Raw genomic sequence first — 20,572 nt, 5'->3', positions numbered from 1 at the left:
GCTTTAGTGTGGGGCAAGCAATACGTCCATGAATGCTGCAAAAGCGGTTTCTTTATGGGTGAAGAGTTTCTTGTCCAGATGCCATGGGCGTTCCGATTCCACCACTCCGAATTTCTGGGTTTCTGTGTTCCAACCCGCCATGGTTGGTCTGTAGCAAAGTTCGTGCTGGCAGTTGGCATTTTTTGCCAGCAGCTTGTCACCGGTAAACTCAAGCAGCCAATTTTCTCGCAGGGCAAGCGCTGCGATTTCCTGTGCAAATTCATTAAACGTCTTGGCGCGCAGTGTTTTGAGCGCTTTCACGTCTTCCGCAATGCGTTTTGGTCTTGGAATAATCGGCGCTGCACTGGCCAACTCCACCTTGTCAAGCATGAACGTTTTCCGGGTGTCAGTTTCAAGGCATCGAGCGGTCAATTTCCCAGATTCAATCGCAATTGGCTGGATAGCCCGTGCCGTGCCTGGCGCACTGCCGCCGTGATAAATAATGATGGTGGTGCCCTTGGCGTCGATCACTTCCTGCAGTCGATCAATGGTTTCCATCGCTTTGCACTCCTGTTGAACCAATACCCAGCACATATTGACCCACGGCGCTTCACGGTGCATCCTCTGGTTGCGGGGCTTCGAAACCCCTCAAACAGCGGCCACCACGCCCGTCAGTCCCGTGGTTTTTCTGTCTCTGACGTTCACGTCGGGAGTCGGTGGCTATACAAGACCCGAAAGGGAAAAGTTGCCGGCCGTCTGTTTGCGGTTTCGAAACTCCCGACACCCACGGTGGAGGCGCATCGAAACGTCTCCGCGTGGTCTCTCGATCAAACAGGAGACGTCACGATGCCTATTCCCAAGCAGTTTCGTAAGCCCCAAGCGGGCCCTGAAAGGGCCCCAATCCTCACAGCGCTGGAGCGCGCGTGCGAAATCCACAGCATGCTGGACGCCGTGCTCGGTGCGGCATGCGCCACCAAAGCGCTGTTCGATACGGCGGCTGACCTCACCGTCGATTTCGACACCATCGAGCCCATGCTGGTCGCTGGCTCGGCCATCAGCGACAACCAGTCCACGCAACTCTGCGCGGTGATGAACGCGCTCAACGGGCTGGAAATGCAGCTGCAGCTGCAAGGGGCGAAAGCATGAACGCTTTGGTGATCGCCAACACCCAGATACGGCGCGATGTGATTGGGCGGTACTGCCTGAATGATTTGCACCAGGCTAGCGGCGGGAATAAAAAACATCAGCCACATGACTGGCTTCGCCTTGAAAAAACGTGCGAGCTGGTGGCAGAAGTGGAGGCAAACCCAGTATCCACTCCGGGGAATCCCGGAGTGGAATCAGCAGTTCAGGTCATCAACGGCGGCCCGACCCGCGGCACCTACGCCGTCAAGGAACTCGTCTACGCCTACGCCATGTGGATCAGCGCGCCTTTCCATCTCCACGTCATCCGCGCGTATGACGCCATGGTCACCCAGCCGGATGCTCTGCCTGCCGTACCCACCAGCCCGCAGCACCGGGCCGACGTGCTGGTGTCTGCCTCGCGCGGCTTCAATGCGCTGGTGCGGGCCGGGCGCAGCATCGGCATGGACCGCATCCGCAGCGTGCGCGCCGCCAACACGGCCACGCTCCGCGCCACCGGTATCGACCTGATCGCCGAGCTTGATGCATCCGACGTGCTTGGCTCACCCGCGCTGCATAACAGTCGCCCATCCATCGTTGACCGCACGCAAACCCTGCTGGCCCCGTGGCTGCAAGGTCGCGCCAGCACGCGCATGGAAGACGTGATCAAAGAGGCGTTGCACGGCGACCCCGAAAGCCGCGATCTACAAACACGCGTTGGCATCGCCATGCGTCGCCTTGGCTGGTGGCCAAAGCGCACGGGCGCACCCGGCCAACGCTCCCGCACCTGGTATCCACCGGCCACCCCACCCTGATGGAGTAACCCGCCATGCCCGACACCGATTTTGAACCGCTTGGCCGTTACACCGCCTACATGGAACAGTTTGCTGCCCTGGCCGAGCAGCGCAAAGCCACGTTGAAAGCCCTGGCCCGCTGGGCAGCCAACACGCAGGCCGGCACGCGCTGCGTGATGGTGCTGGGGCTGGACGTGCTGGACGATCAAATGCGCCAGCTGCGCCAGCAGCAAAACCAGCTCACCCAACTGGGCCACGCCATCAACGCGCTGGCCGGTGAGCTGGACCGGCCCGGCGTGCATTTCACCGCGCACCAGGTGCTGTAAGCCATGGCCTTTCTCGACATCATCGGTGACATTCTCCGCCACGTGGAGAATCGCGTCGGCAGCATTGCGCCCGACGCGCTGGTAGACATAGAGCGTGCCGCCCGCGCGGACTGGGGCGGCACGCGGCCCTACGTGGCCAAGATCGGCGACTCGGATCGCGTGGCGCTCATGCAGCGCGATGAGGCCATCTGCAGCGACGCAAAAAACGGCGTGCCCGAAGACTACCTGTCGTTGAAATACGACCTGTGCCTGCGTCGCATTCGCCAGATCATAAAAGCGGGAAACGCGTTGCCTTATTGACTTCCGTGTAATTTGTGATAGTGCGCGCATGTCCACCGCTACCGACATGCTCGCCAGTTACCTCGCCGCCGAGACAGCCATTCTCGGTGGCCAGTCGTATAAGTGGGGCGACCGCCAGCTAACCCGTGCCGATTTGAAAATGGTGCAGGATGGGCGGCGCGAGTGGGAGCGCAAGGCCAACGCCGAGTTGAACGGTAACAAGGGCCCCAGTGTCGCGCTTGCCAACCTAACCGGCGTGACCAACCAGCCGGAAGGCTCGGACCCTTACGGCGAAGGCTGTTTCCGCACGGGTGGCTACTGGTGAGCAAGCCCAGCGCCCCCATCAAGCCAAACGGCAGCGCCTTTGATCGCGTCATTACGGCGGTGTCACCGGGCTGGGGCGCACGCCGCGCCAAGGCCCGGCTGGCCGTGCAGGCCTATAGCCATGCGTTCGATGCCATCGGCCCCGGCCGTCTGCACAAGCGCGGCCGCGATTATGGCGACGGCAACATGGTCGCCGGCCTCGGCCACCGCGAGCTGCGCGACAAGGCCCGCCATCTGGAGCGCAATCACGATCTGAGCCGCGGCATCCTCAACACCATGGTGCAGTGCATTGTCGGCCCTACCGGCATTGGCGTGGAGCCACAGCCGCGCGACAAAAACGGCGACATTCTCGAGGATGTTGCCAAGCAACTCAGTGACCTGTGGGTTAGCTGGAGCAAGGCGCCCGAAGTCACTGGCGAGCTCAACCGTGCGCGTTACGAGCAGCTCAAATGCCGCAGCTGGCTGCGTGACGGTGAAGTGCTGTGGCAGTACGTCGAAGGCACCAAAGCCAAGCTCACGCACGGCAGCGTGGTGCCGTTCTCGGTCGAGCTGCTCGAGTGCGACATGCTGCCGATCGACTGGAACGACTACACCAACGGCATCAGCCAGGGTATCGAGGTCGATGCATGGGGCAGGCCGCAGGCGTACTGGCTTTATAAGCAGCACCCTGGTGAGCCGTTCGTGGCCATGCCGGAACTCAAGCGCGTGCCCACCGCTAGCATCGGCCACCTCAAGCTTACCGACCGCATCGGCCAGCGCCGTGGCGTGAGCCTGTTTGCCAGCATCCTCAATCGTCTGGATGACCTGAAGGACTACGAAGAAAGCGAGCGCATCGCCGCGCGCATCGCCGCCAGCATGGGCGCCGTCATCAAAAAGGGTGACGCCACCAATTATCCGGAACAGCCCACCAGCGGCGCGCCCCGGCAGATGCATTTTCACCCCGGCATGGTATTCGACGATCTGCTGCCCGGCGAAGACATCAGCATGATCAACAGCAACCGCCCCAACCCGCAGGCGGTGGAGTGGCGCAACGGTCAGATGGGCGCCATCTCGGCCGGTGTTGGCGCCAACAAAAGCACCATCAGCCGCAACTACATCGGCAGCTACAGCGCGCAGCGGCAAGAGCTGGTGGAAGGCTGGCAGGGTTACGCGCTGCTCAGTCAGGCGTACATCGATCAGGACACCAGTGAAACCTACAGCCGTTTTGTAGCCGCCTGCGTGCTGGGCGGCCTGCTGAAAAATGTTCCACGTGGAATCAGCTTTGCGGATCTGTCGCACGCGCTATACATCGCGCCCAGCATGCCGTGGATCGACCCGGTGAAAGAGGCTGCCGGCTGGGAAATGATGGAAGACCGTGCCTGGATGTCCGGCAGCGAAATCGTTCGCCGCCGTGGCGCGCAGCCGGCCGACGTTATCCGGTCGCAAGCCAAATGGCAGAAAGATTTGCAAGATGCCGGCGTTATCACGCAAGACTCGCCCACCGCACAGCCCACCTACAAAAAACAGCCGCCGCCAGCCGACACCACGCCCGTGGCTGATCCCGCTACGGCGCCCGCACCGGGCGCGCCTGCGCCTGCGCCAGCACCTGCACCTGCACCTGCACCTGCACCGGCGCCCACACCCGCGCCTGCACCCGCCAAAACCACCGAGGCCGCCTGATCATGCCTAAAGCCAAGACTGCCGCAAACGTCGCCACGGTCACGCCGCTGCTATCGCTGAAAGCCAGCGCGCAGCCGCAGCAGTTCGATCTAATGGTCTACGGCGACATCGGGGACAGCTGGTGTGACGATCAGTCCGTCAGCGCCGTCGACGTGGTCGGCCAGCTCGACGCGCTGCCGCTCAACACGCAGCAGATCAACGTGCGCATCAACAGCATCGGCGGCAGCGTTACCGATGGCCTGGCGATTTACAACGCGCTCAAGCGTCATCCAGCAAACGTGGTCGCCGTGGTCGAGGGCGTGGCCATGTCCGTCGCCTCGCTCATCGCCATGGCCGCGGACGAAGTGCAGATGCCGCCCACCAGCGTGATGATGATTCACGCGCCGTGGGGCATTGCCAGCGGCAACTCGGCTGAAATGCGCGAGTACGCAGACACGCTCGACACTTTCGCGCTTGCCATGGCTGCCGCCTACGCCGCCAAAAGCGGCATGAGCGCCGACGACGTCGTGGCGCAGGTTCTCGACGGCGCCGATCACTTCTACACCGGCGAGCAGGCCGTCGCTGCCGGCTTCGCCGACACGCTCATCACTGACGTGCCCGATGTGGAAACGCAGGACGACCCGCTATTTGCCGCGGGCCTGCAGCGCTACATCGGCAAAGCCACCAAGGCCGTGCAAAAGCTGTCCGTTGCCGCCGCGTGGCACCTGCCGAAAGCCGCCGCCAACGCCATTGACCTCTCGCCCGATGCGATCGCCAATTTCACCGCATTGATCCAAGCCATCAAGACCGATTCACCACGTTCGACCAGCGCGGCGACCGCCGCCAAACCCACCGGAGCTATTTCCATGCCGAATACTAACCAGGCCAATCAGGCCGACCCGGCGGTCGATACGGCCGCCATCACCGCTGCTGCCACCGCGTCTGCTCATGCAGCGCTGCGCACCCGCAATACCGATATTCGCGCGGCGCTTGAGCCGTACATGGCGCGCGAGGGCGTTGCAGCCCTCTACACCGCTGCGCTGGAAGATCCATCGGCCAGCGTCGACAGCGTGCGCGCCCAGGCGCTCGCACTGCTCGGCTCGGCCGCCCAGCCGCTCGGCGCCCATCAGGGCACCGTGCACGGTCAGGACGACAGCGACAAGCTGCGCGAGGCTGGCGTCAACATGCTGCTGGCGCGTGCGGGCGTCATCAAGGGTGCGGAGGCCGAAAAAGCGCGGCAGGGTAACCCGTTTGCGCGCGACACCTTGATGGGAGTCGCAGAAAAGATGCTCATCCGCGCGGGCGTCAATACCCGTGACATGAGCCGCGAGGATATGGCCCGGCGCGTGCTTGCCTCCTCCGGCCCGCAGACCACCAGCGATTTTCAGCTGCTGCTGGAAAACGTACTGAACAAGGTCATCATCGGCGGCTACAACACCGCCAACTTCACCTGGAACCGGTTCTGCATGACCGGCACGCTGAGCGATTACCGCCCGCACGGTCGCTACCACCTGAGTTCGTTCTCCGACCTCAAGCCGGTGAACGAAGCCGGCGAGTACGAAAACGGCGTGCTCGGCGATGGCGCGAAGGAAACCATCACCGCGATCCGCAAGGGCCGCATTCTGGAAATCACCCCGGAAGTTCTCATCAACGACGACCTCGGCGCGTTCACCCGCATCGCGGCCGCGCTCGGTCAGGCAGCTGGCCGCACCATCGAGAAAGACGTGTACGCGCTATTCGCGCTCAATAACGGCTTCGGCCCGACCATGAACGACGGTCTGCCGCTGTTCGACGCCGGCCACCACAACATCGCACCAGGCGCGGCGCCCAGCGTCACGGCGTTCGACCTGATCCGCCAGCAGATGGCCACGCAGCTCGACGTGGGCGGCAACGACTACCTCGACATCATGCCGGCCGTGTTCCTTGCGGCGCTGTCGTTGAACGGTGCCGCGTTGACGCTCAACGAAGCGCTGTACGACACCAGTGTCAGCAACAAATTCCAGGTGCCCAACATCGTGCGCGGCATGTTCCGCGACATCGTCACCACGCCGCGCCTGCCGCCCACCAAGTGGTACGCGCTGGCCGACGCCGCCATGGAGCCGGTGTTCGAGGTGGCCTTCCTCGATGGTGTCAGCACGCCGACGCTGCAGCAGGAAACCAACTTCCGTACCGACGGCCTCGCCTGGAAGGTCGTGCACCGCTACGGCGTGGCCGCCATCGGCTGGCGCGGCGGTGTGATGAATCCGGGCCAGTAATCGCCCAACGGTAGTGCGGCCAGCCCGCGCTACCGCCCGCATTTGCTGCACACCTGCCAACCCATTCCCGTTCAGAGGTTAAAGCCATGACCACCAAGTTCAACAAGCCCGGCGACACCATCGATCACACCAACAGCTCCGGCGCCGCCATCAACGTCAACGACGTGGTGGTGATCGGCGTGCTGCTTGCCGTCGCCCTCACCAACATCCCTGTCAACGCTACCGGCAGCGTCGGCATCAAGGGCGTCTGGACGCTGCCCAAAGTCGGCGGCACCGCCATGCCGGAAGGCACCGTCGTCACGTGGGACCACGTCAACAAGCACTTCATCGTCGGCGCCGGCGCCAGCGGTGATGTGGCCGGCGGGGCCGTCGTGGTCGAGCAGGGCGCGCTAGCCGCTGACACCGCCGTGCGCGTGCTGCTTACCCCGGCCGCCGGCGCGGTGGTTGCATAAACCATGATGCTGGACGACTTCACCGCCGCCACCCGTGAACTGCTTGCCGTATTGGGCGAGCAGGGCACGGTGGTGCGCGGTGTAGCCGATCCCGTACCGCTCACTTTTTTCGTGGACGACGCGCTGCAGGAGCTGGGCAACTATTCGCGCGTGGTCAGCGGCAAGCGCGCCATCGGCATGATGAAAGCCGACTGGCAGCCGGCGCGCGGCGACGTCATCACCGTGCGCAACGAAACCCGCAAGGTGGACGAAATCGCCACCGACGACGGCATCATTGTCGTGGTGGTGATGCATGGGTAATGCACTGGTCGCCACCGCCTCGCGCAGCTGGACGCTGATCCAGCTGCTGGCCACGCAGCTGGCCACCATCACCATCGCCAACGGTTACATCACAGACCTTGGCCTCAATATCTGGACCACCGACAGCCAGCGCCCCGAAAGCGACGCGCTCGGCGCGATGATCTACAGCGAAAACATCGCCGGCCCCGGGGTGGATCAGGCGCGCGCTGGCAAGCCGGTGCGCGAGCTCAGCCTGCTGATCGAATGCGCCATCGGTACCGATCAGGACGACGCACAGCAGCAGATTCACAGCGTGATCGAGGACGTCGAAAACTGCATGTCGCATTACGCGCAGGCCTTCGGCGTTCCTATCGCTGGCGTCAAACAGGCGTCGGCCATGTACGTCACGGACGTGGCCATTCTGGATCGGCCCGAAGGCGCGCCCGTCATCGCCTGCCAAGTGCGCGTCGTGGCGAGGTACTTCCGATGAGCAAATACACCACGCAAACCGTCAGCCTCGCCGGCGCGCTGGAGGCGATGGCCGATATCGGCCATATCCCGGCGCGCATCGTCAGCCTGCAAAAGCGCGCGCTGTCCACGCTGCAGCGCAAGCTGGCAACGGAAGCAAAACGCAGCATCGGAGAGGAATATAACCTCACGGCCGCGCGCATCGCTGAGGGACTCAGCGCGCGCATGACGCCCGACGGCATCAGCCTCATCGGTAAGGCGCGCGGCATCAACGCCATCGAGTTCGGTGCCACCTGGTCGCGCGTCAAGGGCAGCGGCCTGGTGGCCACCAGCAGCAAGCGCAAATTCACCGCGGTGAAGTACGGCAGCAAGTTGCGCGGCGACAGCGCGTTGGGCGCCAAGTACGCCATCAAGCGCGGCGGTGATCGCGGCGCGCAGCCGGGCACGTTCATCGCGCGCGGCAAAAACGGTGCGCTGCTGGTCTTTACCCGTGCCGGTAAAAAGCGGCTGCCGCTGGAAGGCATCTACGGCCCCAGCATCGGCCAGATGCTCAAACACGGTCGCCGGCCCGAGCGGCTGGTCGACTTCGCCATCCGCACCCTTCAGAGCGAGCAGGCCCGACTGCTCGGGAGCACACCATGAAACGCGTCACGCTGCTTTACCCACATACCCATGCCAGTGTGCCTCACGCCACTGGCGTCTCGCTCAGCGTGCCCGATCACGTGGCTACCTGGTTGATCAACCGCGGCATCGTGGAAGTGGCGCGCGTCGAGCGCAGCGTCACTGTGCCAGCGCCGAGCGCCGCGCCTGCCGCACCTGTGGAAGCCACCGAACAACCCGCCGCCGATCCGGCGCCGACCACCACCGCAACACCTGCCGAAACCACCGGAGCCCAGCCATGAGTCTTGAAGCATCCAATTTTTACTACGGCAAAGGTCGGTTCTCGATCGCCGTGCGCAACCCGATCACCAAGGCACTCGGCCCGTGGGTCTGGTGCGGTGACGTGTCGGCATTCAGTGCCAAGCCCACCACCACCATGGTCGAGCACAAGGAAAGCTACAGCGGCCAGAGCGCGCTGGCGGCTTACTTTCCCAGCGAAAAAGCGCTGACGCTCGACTGGACCTTCAGCGAGTTCCGCCCGAAGAACCTCGCCTTTGCGCTGTACGGCACCAACATCAGCGTGGAAAGCGGCACGGCCACCGATGAAGTACTCGCACCTGGTCTTGCGGTGGGCGACGACGTGCGGACGGCCAATCCCGGCATCAGCGATCTGGTGCTGACGGACAGTGCCGCCGTGCCCGCCGAACTGGTGGAAGGTACCGACTACACCGTCGACCCGACCTTCGGACGCATCACCATTCTCAACATCGGCGCCTACGTGCAGCCGTTCAAGGCCAACTACAGCTACGCGCAGCGCACCGACACGGGCATTTTCACCGCCGGCCAGCCGGACATCAGCGTGCTGTATGAGGGCATCAACCTGGCCGAGAACAACGCGGCCGTGATCGCCGAGTACTACAAGGTGGCGCCGGGCGTGCTCACCGAGCTGATGCACATCACCACTGGCACCGACACCGCCGGCATGGCGATGACTGCCGGCGTGCTCATCGACACCACAAAGCCGGCCAGCGGTCCGCTGGGCCAGTTCGGCCGTGTCACGCAGGTGGGCGTTGCCGCCTAAGCCATGACACAGCCCAACAGCAACAACGATGGCGAGAATGATCTCGCCATCCTCTACCCGGAACGCTCCGCGATCATCGCGGGCGTAGCCGTCACCATGCGCGAATACACCTTCGCCGAAAGCCTCAAGCACCACGCGCTGATCGCGGCGTTATCGGATGCCATGACAGGCATCGCGCTCAAGGGCCAGTTCGCGGATCTGGATTCCCTGCGCGCGGCGTTCGGCGAGCAGGCCGATGCGGTAATGGCGCTCATCGCCATTGCCAGCGATCAGCCGGTGGACTGGGTCACCAGCCTCGGCGCCGACGACGGCGAGCAGCTGCACATGCTCTGGTGGAGCGTGAACAGCGATTTTTTTCTGAAACGCGTCCTGCTGAGCGTGCAGCTGGCCAAGGTGCGCGAGGTCGGTGGAGCGATGTTTTCGCCGCCCTCACCGCCTCCGGGCACGGGGACGCGCGACAGCTCAGCACCTACACGAAGCGTCAACTGAAACTGCTTTACGAGGCGGTGCAGCGGCAGCACCGCCGCCATCGCCGCGATAGAACGATGGACATCGCCATGGGGACCGTGGGCGGCAAGCCGGCCACGCAACACATCAAACAGCTGACCGACTAAGAGCACCAATGGCCGTCCAGGATTACCAGCTACTACTCAAAGTCTCCGCCGACCTTCAGGACGCCATCAACGGCCTGAAAGGTCTGCAGGGCAGTTTGGGTGACGCCAAGGGCTCGGCCGACCAGCTCGGCGAAAGCGCCGACGAAGCCACCGCGCGCATCAGGGCGATGGTGGCGGCCACATCCGAGCAGGTGCAGGTGCAGGAATCCGCCCGCTCGCAGGCCGAGCGGGCGGCGCAGACAACCACCGCGACCATCAAGAGCTACGACGACCAGGCCGCGGCCATGCAACGCGCCGCCAAGGCCGCGCAGGACTACCGCAACGCATCCACCGGTGCATCCACCGGCGGCGTCGGTGGCACGCCTGCGGTGGCCGGCCTCGAGGCCGAGCGCGCTGCCATGGCCAAGCTGGCCGGCCAGATCGACCCGACCGTCGCCGCATTGGCCAAGCTGGATGCCCAAGAGGTGGCGCTCAATGCGCTGCGTTCAAAAGGCGTTGTCGGCGCGGAAGATTATGCGGTCTATAAGGGACTCATCGATCAGAACCGTGTATCGCTGACCAGTGCCGCCGGTGCGGCAGAAAAGTTTGCCTTCGCCAGTGCGGGCGCCAAGCGCGAATACGGCGTGCTGGCCGGGGAGTTGGCACGCGGTAATACCGCGAGGCTGGAAGGTAGCCTGGTGACGCTGGCGAACCGTACGGGCTTTCTGACGGCGCTATTCAGTCCGCTGGGTCTAGCTATTCTGGCTGTCGGTGGCGCTCTGGGCGCATTTGCACTGGCGGCAGAAAAAGGGGCAGAGGATGAAGCAAAACTTAATCAGGCGATCATTGCTACAGGCAATTATGCTGGAGTCACATCCGGACAGTTGCGTGACCTTGCTGCAAAAACGAAAGGTCCATTAGGCGACGCAACTACTGCACTTACTCTGTTGACGGCATCCGGAAAAGTAACCGGCGATCACTTGGCTGAAGCGGGGCAGGCGGCGGTCGATCTGTCCGCAGTCACCGGAATGAGCATCGAAAAGGCCGTTGAGTCAATTATCAAGTTGCAAGAGGATCCAGTTAAAGCAATCAAGGAACTGGATTCGACGTATCACATCCTCACGCTTACCCAATACGAAAACATAAAAGCGCTCGAAGCGCAGGGTGATGCTGAAGGTGCGCTTGCCATTGCTCAGACAGCGGCCGCGCAGGTTTTGGCGCAGCGTGCCAGCGAGACACGTTCCAACCTAGGTTTGCTGGAGACGGCATGGGCGAGGGTGCGTGATACGGCTAGCGCGGCATGGAACGCGATGAAAGGAATTGGGCGAACAACGACGAACACGGATGATTTCAACGAAGCGACAACCAAGTTGCAGGCGATAAAAAATCGTTTGCCTCAAACCAAAGACCTGACCGACCAGCAATTGCTGCAAGCGGCATCGACGCCTTCTGACCCTAATCACCCTTATTTTGCTGGTGATTACGGCACTATCCAGCAACTGATAAGCCAACAAAACACTGCTAAAAGCGGAGCTCTTCTGGAGAAGTGGGTTTCTGATACTCAATCAAATGAAACGAAAATCCAGACGCAGGCGAAAACCGCTAGCGATGTTATTGCGGGGTATTTGGTATCAGCAAAAACAGATCAAGCGAAGGCTGAAGAAATCGCTAAGGTAAAGGCGGCAACTGCCAAATTAATCGAAACAAATCCGGGTGAAACTACTCAATATCAAGCCGATGAAAAATCGGCACTGGCAGTTATCGATAAAAAATATGCGCAGCCAAAAGCTCGGAAAGGTCGCTCGCAAGATTCCATTGACGCTGCTGCAGCCACTGCGCAACAAGAGCTTGAGCAAGGTCTTGAATCCTTACAAGGAAAACTTGATGCGACACAAGCTGCTTGGGCGTCTTACGACAAAGAAGTCGACACGGCAAATAAGCTTGCGGACAAAGCAAAAACTAGCAGCACAGCCAATATTGCGCTTATTAATAAAGAGCGAGATGCTCGCATCGCCGCCGCAGCTGCCGTGCGTGACGCTGACATCACTAAAATTGCGGACAACGAACGCGAAGCTTTCGAGAAATTTCGCGCGTCGCTGGGCACCAAAATCGAAACGAAGGGTGCCGATGCGATTCTGGAGCTGCAAAAGCTGAATACCTTCCTGAAAAATGGAACGGCCAGCGCTCAAGAATACAACGATGCACTGAAAGCGATCGGCGACAAGGTAGTCACCAAGCTGCCCGAGTACAAAGGTCCGGGCGCTGCCGTGGGTGGTTCCGATGGCGAATTGCAAAAGAATTTCTCTGCGCAAACGACACTGGACAAGGCCTATCAGGATCAACTGAAGTCCTACAAACAACAGCTTTTAGCTGGAAATGACTACCGCAGTGCGGATCTGGCGCAGCAGAAAATTTACGATGAAGCCAAAGCGCAGCTCGACGCAAACTACGCATCAGAAAACCAGAAAATCGAGAAAGCGCGGCAAGTACTGACGCTGCAAAGCACCGCCGATTTCTTCGGTCAGATCGCCGGACTATCGCGCAGCCAGAACAGCACGCTGGCTGAAATCGGCAAAGCCGCATCTATCGCGCAGGCGCTGATCAAGACGTATGAAAGTGCAACCAATGCTTATGCATCGCTTTCATCGATTCCGTACGTGGGACCAGAACTAGGCGTTGCTGCTGCGGCTGCGGCTATCGCTGCAGGCTTGGCCAACGTCGCGCAGATACGCGCGCAACCGACCAGCTTTGCAACGGGCGGCTATACCGGCGACGGCGGCAAATATGAGCCGGCCGGCATCGTGCATCGTGGTGAGGTAGTCACGCCGCAGGAACGTGTGAAAGAACCTGGTGCATTGCCGTTCCTGATGGACTTCAACCAGCGCGGCATGGACGCAGTGTATTCGCGTACATTGCCGGGCTTCGCTGACGGCGGCTTCGTTGGCTCGCCCATGGCCAGCCTGGCAGGCTTCAACACCAATCCATCAGATCCATCACTTTCCAGCATGCCCGGTACGTCGGGTGGCGCAAGTCAGCCACAAGCGGTGCATCTGAAAAGTGTCAATTTATGGGACAAGGAAGAGGGCGCTCGGCATATAGCGAGCACAGCAACCTTCGAGCATGCTGTGCTCAATATCGTTGGCAAAAATCCGACGAACATCAAACAGCGCTGGGGCAACTGATGGCCTTCGCGATTGGTGAGCCAGTCATCTGGCCGATACCGCCCGACTGGGGCGACCCGCTCAAGGAAACGCTCGCGTGGCTCACCGACGTGCTGCAGGGTCGCTTGGGCGTGCAGCAAAAACGGCAACTGCGCCTGGCGCCTCGGCGCAGCTTTACCTTTCTGTCGATGATGGCCGCGCAGGACCGCCGGCTGATGGATGCCGTACGCGCCGACATGGGCACGCGTCCATGGCAGCTGCCCATCTGGCCCGATCTGCAATGGACGCAAGCCGACCTGCCAGCCGGCAGCACGGTTCTCCCTTGTGCCACCAGCGGCTATGACTTTGTCGACGGCGGGCAGGCGCTGTTGTGGCGTGGGCTTAACCAGTGGGAGCTTGCGACCGTCCAGAGCATCGGTGCGGATAGCCTGACGCTCACCGGCCCCACGCAGCATGACTGGCCTGCGCTGACCCGCCTGTACCCGACGCGCGCCGCTGTCATGAACGCGCAGCCAGAGCAGGATCGGTGGAGCGACGACGGCGGCAAGGTCAGCGTCAGCTTCGACATCATCGAGCCGTGCGACTGGCCAGCGGCCATGCCGGCATCGTTCCCGCTCTATCGCGGCGTGTACGTGGTCGAGTGGCGCCCGAACGAATCGAACGATCCCACCGACACTTACGACCGCCTGATCGAGCCGGTCGATGCGGATACCGGCCTGGTGGAGTACATCGACCTGCCGCAGGTGCCCTTCCGCAACCAGTCGCACGAATGGCTCATTGTGGGCCGCGCAGACCATGACGCGTTCCGCAGCCTGCTATACGCGCTCGCCGGCCGCATGGGCACGGTGTGGCTGCCCAGCTGGTCATCCGACGTGCTGCTCGCGTCGCCCGTGTCGCCAGCTGACGTGACTCTCACCATCGAGTGGTGCGGTTACACCGTGTTTGGCCGCCAGCAGCCCGGGCGCCGGAATCTGCGCATCGAGCTGTGGAGCGGGGCGGTCTACTACTGCCGCATCACCGGCAGCGTGGAAGCCACCGATACCGAGTCGCTCTCGATCGACAACGCGCTCGGCGTGGCGTTTGCGCCCAGCGATGTGCGTGCGGTGAGTTTCATGACACTGGCCGAGCTGGCCGATGACAGCATCGAGCTCGATCACGTCACCGACGCCGACGGCATCCTCCAGGTCACCACCGCATGGGAGGCCGTCAAAGATGACGTCTGAAGCGCGCGACATCAGCCTCGATCAAGGCAAGCCCTACAAGCTCTACAGGTTTACCCGTAGCACCGTGAGTTGGTACCACACGGATGCCGATCGCCCGATCGTTTACCTCGGCAACATCTACCTGCCGGTGCCGATCAGCCACACCGAGATTCAGGACGGCAGCGAAACCAACCAGGCCAGCATCACCATCACGTTGCCGAAAACGGCGGCTGTCGCTGCAAACTGGCGGCCCGAACCACCATGCGATGCAGTGTCCGTCACGATATTGACGCAGCACTTTGGCGAAAGCGACTATCTAGCCAACTGGGTCGGCCGCATCGTCGGCGCGCAGTTCACTGACACTAATCTCGTACTCACGACAGAGCCGACGCTCACCACGGCCAAGCGCGCCGGCGGTGGTCGCACCTGGCAGCGTCCCTGCGATTTGCTGCTCTACAGCCAAGGCAATGGCCGATGCAACGTCGACAAGACGCTGCACGCGCTGCCCTTCACTTTGAGCGGTGTGTCTGGATTCTCCCTCACCGCCGATGCGTTCGGCACGCTGCCGAGCGGGCGCTTGGCCGGCGGCTGGATCGAATGGACGCGTCCCTCGGATGGCCTGACGCTTCGCCGCAGCATCGACAGCCACGGCGGCAACACGATCACTGTCACGTTCGGCGGTGCCGAGTTGATCGATGGGCTGGAAGGCACTGCCTACCCCGGCTGCGGACAAGACTGGGATGACTGCACGTACTACAACAACACCGACAACTACGGCGGCGAGCTGTGGATGCCGGGCCGTAATTACTACGACGGCAACCCTGTGAGCTGACCATGTGGATTCTTATTGCGGAAGGCCTTGTCGCGCTGATCCTCACGATTGCGCTGACGCCTAAATTGCCTGGAACACCACCTCCGCCCAAGGGCAGCGTGCCCGATGTGGCCGACGGCAAACGGATCATCCGGCTCTACGGCACCGTGTGGATCGATAACCCGACGCAGCTGGCGATGTTGCCCGGCACGCCCATACCCATCCGCAAGAGCGGTGGCAAAAAGTGATCGTGCGTCTTTCTCACCTATCCACCGTGCCGGGCTTCACGACCCGAGCCGGTTTCTGCCGCAAGGGCGCGCGTGTGTTCTTCGCGCGGCATGGCCTCGACTGGCTGAAGTTTCGGTATGAGGGCATTGACGCCGAGCAGTTGCTCGCCACCGGCGATGCGCTGGCCATTCGACTGGTGAACCACGCGATGCAGATGGAGCAATACGATGGGCGGTAGCAAAAAACAGACAGTCGGCTACTGGTACCCATGGAGCATGCACTTCGGCTGGTGCAAAGGCGTGGTAGACGCCGTGCTCGAGTGGCGTGCCGGCGGCAAAACCGCATGGCAGGGGCGCATGACGGCGAGCGGCCGCATCAGCGTCAACCTGCCCAACCTGTGGGGCGGCGAGAGCCAGCAGGGCGGCGTGGTGGGCGACATGGACATCATGTTCGGTGAGCAGACCCAGGCGCCCAACGATTATCTCACTAGCACCTTCGGGCCGGAACAATCGGCCCACCGCGGCAAGTTGACCACGGTGTTCCGCGGTGGCCGCTACGGCGCCAACATTCCCAATCCGCAAACCGTGAGTTTGAAGGTAGAGCGCATCCTCGCCGACTGGGAAAACGACACGCCGTGGTATCCCGAGAAAGCCGCCATTTCCATGGATAGCGGTGATCTCGTCATCAACGACACCGCATTTCCTGCGACATCCGCGGGCATCGATCCTGTAGTTAATGGCGTAACAATCAATTCGGGTTTCACGGCCGACGACACGATCATCCTTGCCCACGATGTGGGTATGACATATCAGGCATGGTCGCGCTGGGATTCAAAAAGCGATGTGCCACCTGGTCGGCAGGAATGGACCACCGTATTCAACGTAGTTGATGGCAACGGGGTAAAAACGACGTACTGGGATAATGATTACGATACTGCCGATGAAGCTGAAGCTGCTGTTCTTAACAGCTATGTCTACCTCACCGGGTCGACCAGCTACACGATTGGATTAAGCGATAACCCAGTCAATGACAACCGTGGTGGCCTATCGCTACGCATCTACAAAAACGGCCTGTCGGGTGAGCTATTGGCCATGAATCCGGCCCATATGATCTACGACAGCATCACCTTCAGCGACATGCAGGGCGAGCCGATCGGCATGATCAACGACGCGAGCTTTCGCGCAGCGGCCGACCAGTTGTATGCCGAGGGGTTTGGCCTTTGCACGACGTACGACAGCAGCGCCGAGACGCCGCTGCAGTTTCGCCAGCGGATATGCAATGTCATCGGCGCCAACGTCAGCCAGAGCCGGCTGGACGGGCTCTATTACCTGGACCTGATTCGCGCGGTGACGGATATCAGCACGCTGCCGGTGATCAGTGAGTTGACCGACGACATCATCAGCTTCACTCAGGACGCCAGCATCACTACGGAAACAACCAACACGGTGAGTGTGTCCTGGACCGATCCGCAAGCAAAGCAGGATCGAACCACGGCGCCAGTACACGCCATGGGCGCCATTCAATCCGTCGGCAAAATCATCGCGGCAACCAACGATTACAAAGAGATTCCTACCGAGTCGCTCGCCTTGCGCGTGGCCACGCGCGATAGTCAGGCGCTGGCCACGCCCACCAACAAAATGACGCTGACGATTCGGCACATTCTGCCCGGGTTGCGGCCGGGCTTGAACGTGGTGCTTCAGGCACCCAGCGAAGGCATTGCCAGTATGGTGCTGGTATGCGGCAGCGTAGCCCATGGCACCAGCACGGATGGTCGCCTGAAAATCGTCGGCGTTGAAAACATCTATGACCTGCCAGCGACGGCGTACGTCAACGCAACCCCTGGCCTGTGGAAGCCTACGCCTTCAACACCCACACCATCGCCTAACCAGATCGCGTTTGAAGCGCCCTATATCGAATTGGCGCAGACGCTGAGCGCAGCAGACCTCGCTGCGCTGGCACCCGATGCGGGCTACCTGTTGACGGCAGCTTCACCGCCTTCGGGTGGAGTGAACTACGGTGTGGACACGGCGGCAACGGGTGAGGCGTATGCCGAGCGCGCAACGGCCGACTGGACGCCCATTGCAAAAATAGTTGAGGCTGCAGGCTATCTCGATACCGCGTTCACCATAGCCAGCGGCCAGTTGCTCGACCGCGTCGACGTGGGTAGCTGGGCTATGTGGGACAGCGAGATCGTTCGTGTCGATGCACTCGACACAACGGCCAACACGGTAACGCTGGCACGCGGGTGCGCCGATACACTGCCAGCAGTGCATGCAGCGGCGTCCGTGGTTTATTTTTGCGGCGAGTGGACGGGTACCGATCAGCGCGAATACGTGGGCGGTGAAACCGTCAACGCCAAACTGCTCACCAATTTAGGCAGCAGCTCGCTGTCACTGGACAACGCGCCCACGCTATCCGTCCTTTTTGCGGACCGACAAGCGCTGCCGTATCCGCCTGGCAATCTGCTCATCGGTGGGACCTACCGGCCAGCGGCCGTGAACGGCAACATCGCCGTGACGTGGGCGACGCGCAACCGCACCATCCAGGCGGATCAGGTCATCGATACCACGGCTGCCAGCATCACGCCCGAGGATGACGTGCGCTACGCGGTGCAATTCTTTGATGGCACAGGTGCGCTTATTATCGAAAAGCTCGATGTCGGAGGGACCGGCGCAACGGCATCGCTGGCCTACACCGGGCAGGTGACCATGAAGGTGTATGCCATCAACACCAACGGCATCAGCATGCAGATGCATAGTGTGCCATTTGCCTATACCGCGGCCAGCGGTGTGACTGAAAGCACCATTGACGCTGTCACCTGGACACCGGTGCAAATCATCATCGACGGCGGGCAGACAGGCACATGACCGATTTACCTTATCGCTTCCGCTTTCGCCGAGGCACTGCTGCTGAGTGGACCGCGAGCAACGAAGTATTGCTGGCAGACGAGGGTGGCCACGAGAGAGACACCAACAAACTGAAAATCGGTGACGGCGCTACGCCATGGAATTCGCTGCCTTATTTCGGCGGTGATTCCCCAGGCGGTGCAGGTATCGCGTATGCCATTGGTGCAGGCACAGGGGACGCGATCACCGTCGACTTTTCGCCCGCGCTTACGGTGCTAACCGATGGCATGGTGCTATCGGTGCGAGCGACGGCTGCGAACGCAACAACCGCACCTACGCTCAACCCCAACGACCTTGGCGCGCTACCGATCACCAAGTTTGGCGGGGTGGCGCTGGTCGCAGGCGAAATTGCGGGTAGTGGACATGAACTGCTTTTGCAATACAGCACGCAAGGGGCCAATCACTACGAGCTGATCAACCCCAAGCCTCTGCCGCCGGCGCCCGGTGTCAATTCGATTGTGCCTGGCACGCCCAACGTCGTTGTCGACTCAACCAATCCGCAAGCGCCTGTGATAAGTGTTGCTTCGCTCGTGCTCAAAGGCCGTGTGGCTACGTATGCTGCGTTGCCGACGTCGGGACTGAGCGACGGCGATTCTTACATTGTTGATGCGGACAACCTGGTCTACATCTGGAATGGGTCGGCGTTCCAGGCACAGGGGTTGGGCGTATCGCTGGCCGGCGGCGGACACTCTGGCGGCGCAGGCACAGATCCGCTGCTATCGAAAGTCGTCTCGCTGATACCCTTCGATGGCCGCGCCAACAGTCTCGCTTTCTACGATCTGTGCGGCAACCCGGTTATTGATTGCAACAAAGTTTTCATCGACTCGGCGAACAAGCAGTACGGAAAAAACACTCTAGCTAACCGAGGCGGAGGCGTTACGGTTTTCAGCTTGCCGGCAGGTGCTTTGCAGATCAACCTGGCAGTCGTCATCGGAACGCAGGACTTCTGTTGGGAGATTGATTTCATGGTGGTCGGCGCGTTGGCTGCGTTTCAGAGCATCGTATCCAATCGACCGAACAACGGACCGACTACCGGCACAGTTTGCATAGGCCTAACCAATGCCAATCAGCTATACGTCTACGGCAACAGCGCGTTCAACGTTGCCAACAGCGGCGCTACGGCTGTGGCCAATCCTGGCGTATTCAACAAAGTAGCGTGGGACGTGATAGGCGGGGTAGGTACGCTTTACCTTAACGGCGCAATTATCGGATCAGGCGCGCAGCCGACAGTGGACTACACCTCTCGCGTTTCCATCGGAGCTAATTACGATGGCAGCGAGTCATTCGCCGGTAACTTCGCCAACTTCCGTTTCACGCTCGGCGCGGGTCGATACGGCGGCGAGGCTTATGCACCCGCGTCGGCCCCGTTCCCTTTCGCTTAATCCCTGTGACGACGAATAGCTGAAGGCCGTTCCTGGAAACGTTTTGTCTTATCCGTTTCCGCGCTAGCGGCGAGCATGGCGCCATGAATTTTTCGTGCGCCATCAGTGGGGTGAATTGCCATGCACGGATAAGCGCATGACCGTGAAGCGCGCGCGCCGGCAAAACGACCTGACGTTTTGGAAGGGTCTGGCCGCCACCGCGTGCATGACCATTTTCGCGTGGGCTGGGGGAACGGTCATCGACTTAATCAAGCACGACGCAGGCAGCACCAGCGCGATCGCCACACTTCAATTTCAAGTCGGACAGCTGCAGTCCAGGACCTGCAAGTGAATGGAAAAGCGCTCGCCGACGAACTGGCAAAGCTCATCGACGAATGCAAGGCGCTCGACAAAGAATTACCCGCCCAGGCGGCAGCCGGAAAAATCATCTTGTTTCCGCGCGTACTGGGATCGCTCGAGCTGCTGATACGGCGCACAGGTACCGATGGCGCGCTCACCGCGGCACGGCACAAGTTGCATGAGGCAGTGAAGGATTTCAGCTCACTCGTTTTTTCGATACAGCACGACATCCAAAACTGGAAGCTCGGGGAAAAGGAGCAGCAAAAGATCGGCCAATCCCTGCGACTGGTGCGCCTGGCGGCTGAGGAATTGGAAGTGATGCTGAAAGAGCGTCGCGCTAGCTAACCCATTTG

24 protein-coding genes are annotated in these 20,572 nt (G+C 61.4%); 23 read left to right on the top strand and 1 reads right to left on the bottom strand.

The genetic code is table 11. The features are described from left to right. Window positions 1-3: 3 nt before the first annotated feature. Window positions 4-537, bottom strand: coding sequence for a hypothetical protein (locus ACDK93_RS11165; RefSeq protein ID WP_458068649.1), 534 nt, complete (start codon window positions 535-537; stop codon window positions 4-6). A gap of 288 nt (window positions 538-825) precedes the next feature. Here ACDK93_RS11165 and ACDK93_RS11160 point away from each other — a divergent pair, with 288 nt between their 5' ends. The 23 genes from ACDK93_RS11160 to ACDK93_RS11050 all read left to right on the top strand — a co-directional run bounded on the left by ACDK93_RS11160 (window position 826) and on the right by ACDK93_RS11050 (window position 20,564). Then, a complete protein-coding gene (locus ACDK93_RS11160; protein WP_458068648.1) occupies window positions 826-1,125 on the top strand; it encodes a hypothetical protein in 300 nt (99 codons plus the stop codon). Continuing rightward, on the top strand, window positions 1,122-1,916 hold the full coding sequence (locus ACDK93_RS11155; protein WP_458068647.1) for a KilA-N domain-containing protein: 795 nt from the start codon (window positions 1,122-1,124) through the stop codon (window positions 1,914-1,916). Before ACDK93_RS11160 ends, ACDK93_RS11155 begins: the two co-directional genes overlap by 4 nt. Before the next feature lie 14 nt (window positions 1,917-1,930). Continuing rightward, window positions 1,931-2,221 carry a hypothetical protein gene (locus ACDK93_RS11150; RefSeq protein ID WP_458068646.1) on the top strand — a complete coding sequence of 97 codons (291 nt, stop codon included), beginning with the start codon at window positions 1,931-1,933 and terminating at the stop codon, window positions 2,219-2,221. Between the two features lie 3 nt (window positions 2,222-2,224). Then, a complete protein-coding gene (locus tag ACDK93_RS11145; protein ID WP_458068645.1) occupies window positions 2,225-2,521 on the top strand; it encodes a hypothetical protein in 297 nt (98 codons plus the stop codon). A gap of 28 nt (window positions 2,522-2,549) precedes the next feature. Further along, window positions 2,550-2,825 (top strand): hypothetical protein, encoded by a 276-nt coding sequence (locus tag ACDK93_RS11140; RefSeq protein ID WP_458068644.1) that lies wholly within the window; start codon window positions 2,550-2,552, stop codon window positions 2,823-2,825. Continuing rightward, the gene (locus ACDK93_RS11135) at window positions 2,822-4,483 is read left to right on the top strand and encodes a phage portal protein (protein ID WP_458068643.1); all 1,662 of its coding nucleotides are present in this window, start codon (window positions 2,822-2,824) and stop codon (window positions 4,481-4,483) included. The genes ACDK93_RS11140 and ACDK93_RS11135 overlap by 4 nt, the downstream gene beginning before the upstream one ends. A 2-nt stretch (window positions 4,484-4,485) precedes the next feature. Then, entirely contained in the window at window positions 4,486-6,717 is a 2,232-nt protein-coding gene (locus tag ACDK93_RS11130; protein WP_458068642.1) for a ClpP-like prohead protease/major capsid protein fusion protein, read from the top strand. 86 nt (window positions 6,718-6,803) lie between these two features. Beyond that, a complete protein-coding gene (locus ACDK93_RS11125) occupies window positions 6,804-7,169 on the top strand; it encodes a capsid cement protein (RefSeq protein ID WP_458068641.1) in 366 nt (121 codons plus the stop codon). A gap of 3 nt (window positions 7,170-7,172) precedes the next feature. Then, entirely contained in the window at window positions 7,173-7,469 is a 297-nt protein-coding gene (locus ACDK93_RS11120; protein ID WP_458068640.1) for a head-tail joining protein, read from the top strand. Then, window positions 7,462-7,938: a hypothetical protein gene (locus ACDK93_RS11115; RefSeq protein ID WP_458068638.1), complete on the top strand. Its 477-nt coding sequence runs from the start codon at window positions 7,462-7,464 to the stop codon at window positions 7,936-7,938. Before ACDK93_RS11120 ends, ACDK93_RS11115 begins: the two co-directional genes overlap by 8 nt. Next, window positions 7,935-8,558, top strand: a complete 624-nt coding sequence (locus ACDK93_RS11110) for a phage tail protein (protein ID WP_458068637.1) — start codon at window positions 7,935-7,937, stop codon at window positions 8,556-8,558. Before ACDK93_RS11115 ends, ACDK93_RS11110 begins: the two co-directional genes overlap by 4 nt. Continuing rightward, on the top strand, window positions 8,555-8,818 hold the full coding sequence (locus ACDK93_RS11105) for a DUF7210 family protein (RefSeq protein WP_458068636.1): 264 nt from the start codon (window positions 8,555-8,557) through the stop codon (window positions 8,816-8,818). Before ACDK93_RS11110 ends, ACDK93_RS11105 begins: the two co-directional genes overlap by 4 nt. Beyond that, complete coding sequence (locus ACDK93_RS11100; protein ID WP_458068635.1) at window positions 8,815-9,597, top strand: phage tail tube protein; 783 nt, start codon at window positions 8,815-8,817, stop codon at window positions 9,595-9,597. The genes ACDK93_RS11105 and ACDK93_RS11100 overlap by 4 nt, the downstream gene beginning before the upstream one ends. Before the next feature lie 3 nt (window positions 9,598-9,600). Beyond that, a complete protein-coding gene (locus ACDK93_RS11095; RefSeq protein WP_458068633.1) occupies window positions 9,601-10,086 on the top strand; it encodes a DUF6631 family protein in 486 nt (161 codons plus the stop codon). A 133-nt stretch (window positions 10,087-10,219) separates the two neighbouring features. Further along, complete coding sequence (locus tag ACDK93_RS11090) at window positions 10,220-13,372, top strand: phage tail length tape measure family protein (protein WP_458068631.1); 3,153 nt, start codon at window positions 10,220-10,222, stop codon at window positions 13,370-13,372. Beyond that, complete coding sequence (locus tag ACDK93_RS11085; protein WP_458068630.1) at window positions 13,372-14,574, top strand: hypothetical protein; 1,203 nt, start codon at window positions 13,372-13,374, stop codon at window positions 14,572-14,574. The genes ACDK93_RS11090 and ACDK93_RS11085 overlap by 1 nt, the downstream gene beginning before the upstream one ends. After that, window positions 14,564-15,385, top strand: a complete 822-nt coding sequence (locus ACDK93_RS11080) for a phage BR0599 family protein (protein WP_458068629.1) — start codon at window positions 14,564-14,566, stop codon at window positions 15,383-15,385. The genes ACDK93_RS11085 and ACDK93_RS11080 overlap by 11 nt, the downstream gene beginning before the upstream one ends. 2 nt (window positions 15,386-15,387) lie before the next feature. Next, on the top strand, window positions 15,388-15,612 hold the full coding sequence (locus ACDK93_RS11075) for a hypothetical protein (RefSeq protein WP_458068627.1): 225 nt from the start codon (window positions 15,388-15,390) through the stop codon (window positions 15,610-15,612). Further along, a complete protein-coding gene (locus tag ACDK93_RS11070) occupies window positions 15,609-15,830 on the top strand; it encodes a hypothetical protein (protein WP_458068626.1) in 222 nt (73 codons plus the stop codon). The genes ACDK93_RS11075 and ACDK93_RS11070 overlap by 4 nt, the downstream gene beginning before the upstream one ends. Beyond that, entirely contained in the window at window positions 15,820-18,459 is a 2,640-nt protein-coding gene (locus ACDK93_RS11065) for a hypothetical protein (RefSeq protein WP_458068625.1), read from the top strand. The genes ACDK93_RS11070 and ACDK93_RS11065 overlap by 11 nt, the downstream gene beginning before the upstream one ends. Further along, complete coding sequence (locus tag ACDK93_RS11060; RefSeq protein WP_458068624.1) at window positions 18,456-19,880, top strand: LamG-like jellyroll fold domain-containing protein; 1,425 nt, start codon at window positions 18,456-18,458, stop codon at window positions 19,878-19,880. The genes ACDK93_RS11065 and ACDK93_RS11060 overlap by 4 nt, the downstream gene beginning before the upstream one ends. Before the next feature lie 136 nt (window positions 19,881-20,016). Continuing rightward, window positions 20,017-20,211 carry a hypothetical protein gene (locus ACDK93_RS11055; RefSeq protein ID WP_458068623.1) on the top strand — a complete coding sequence of 65 codons (195 nt, stop codon included), beginning with the start codon at window positions 20,017-20,019 and terminating at the stop codon, window positions 20,209-20,211. Further along, on the top strand, window positions 20,208-20,564 hold the full coding sequence (locus tag ACDK93_RS11050; RefSeq protein ID WP_458068621.1) for a hypothetical protein: 357 nt from the start codon (window positions 20,208-20,210) through the stop codon (window positions 20,562-20,564). The genes ACDK93_RS11055 and ACDK93_RS11050 overlap by 4 nt, the downstream gene beginning before the upstream one ends. Window positions 20,565-20,572: the final 8 nt, after the last annotated feature.

Source organism: Rhodanobacter sp. BL-MT-08, assembly GCF_054161255.1.
This window is presented reverse-complemented; position numbering and strand designations above follow the sequence as displayed.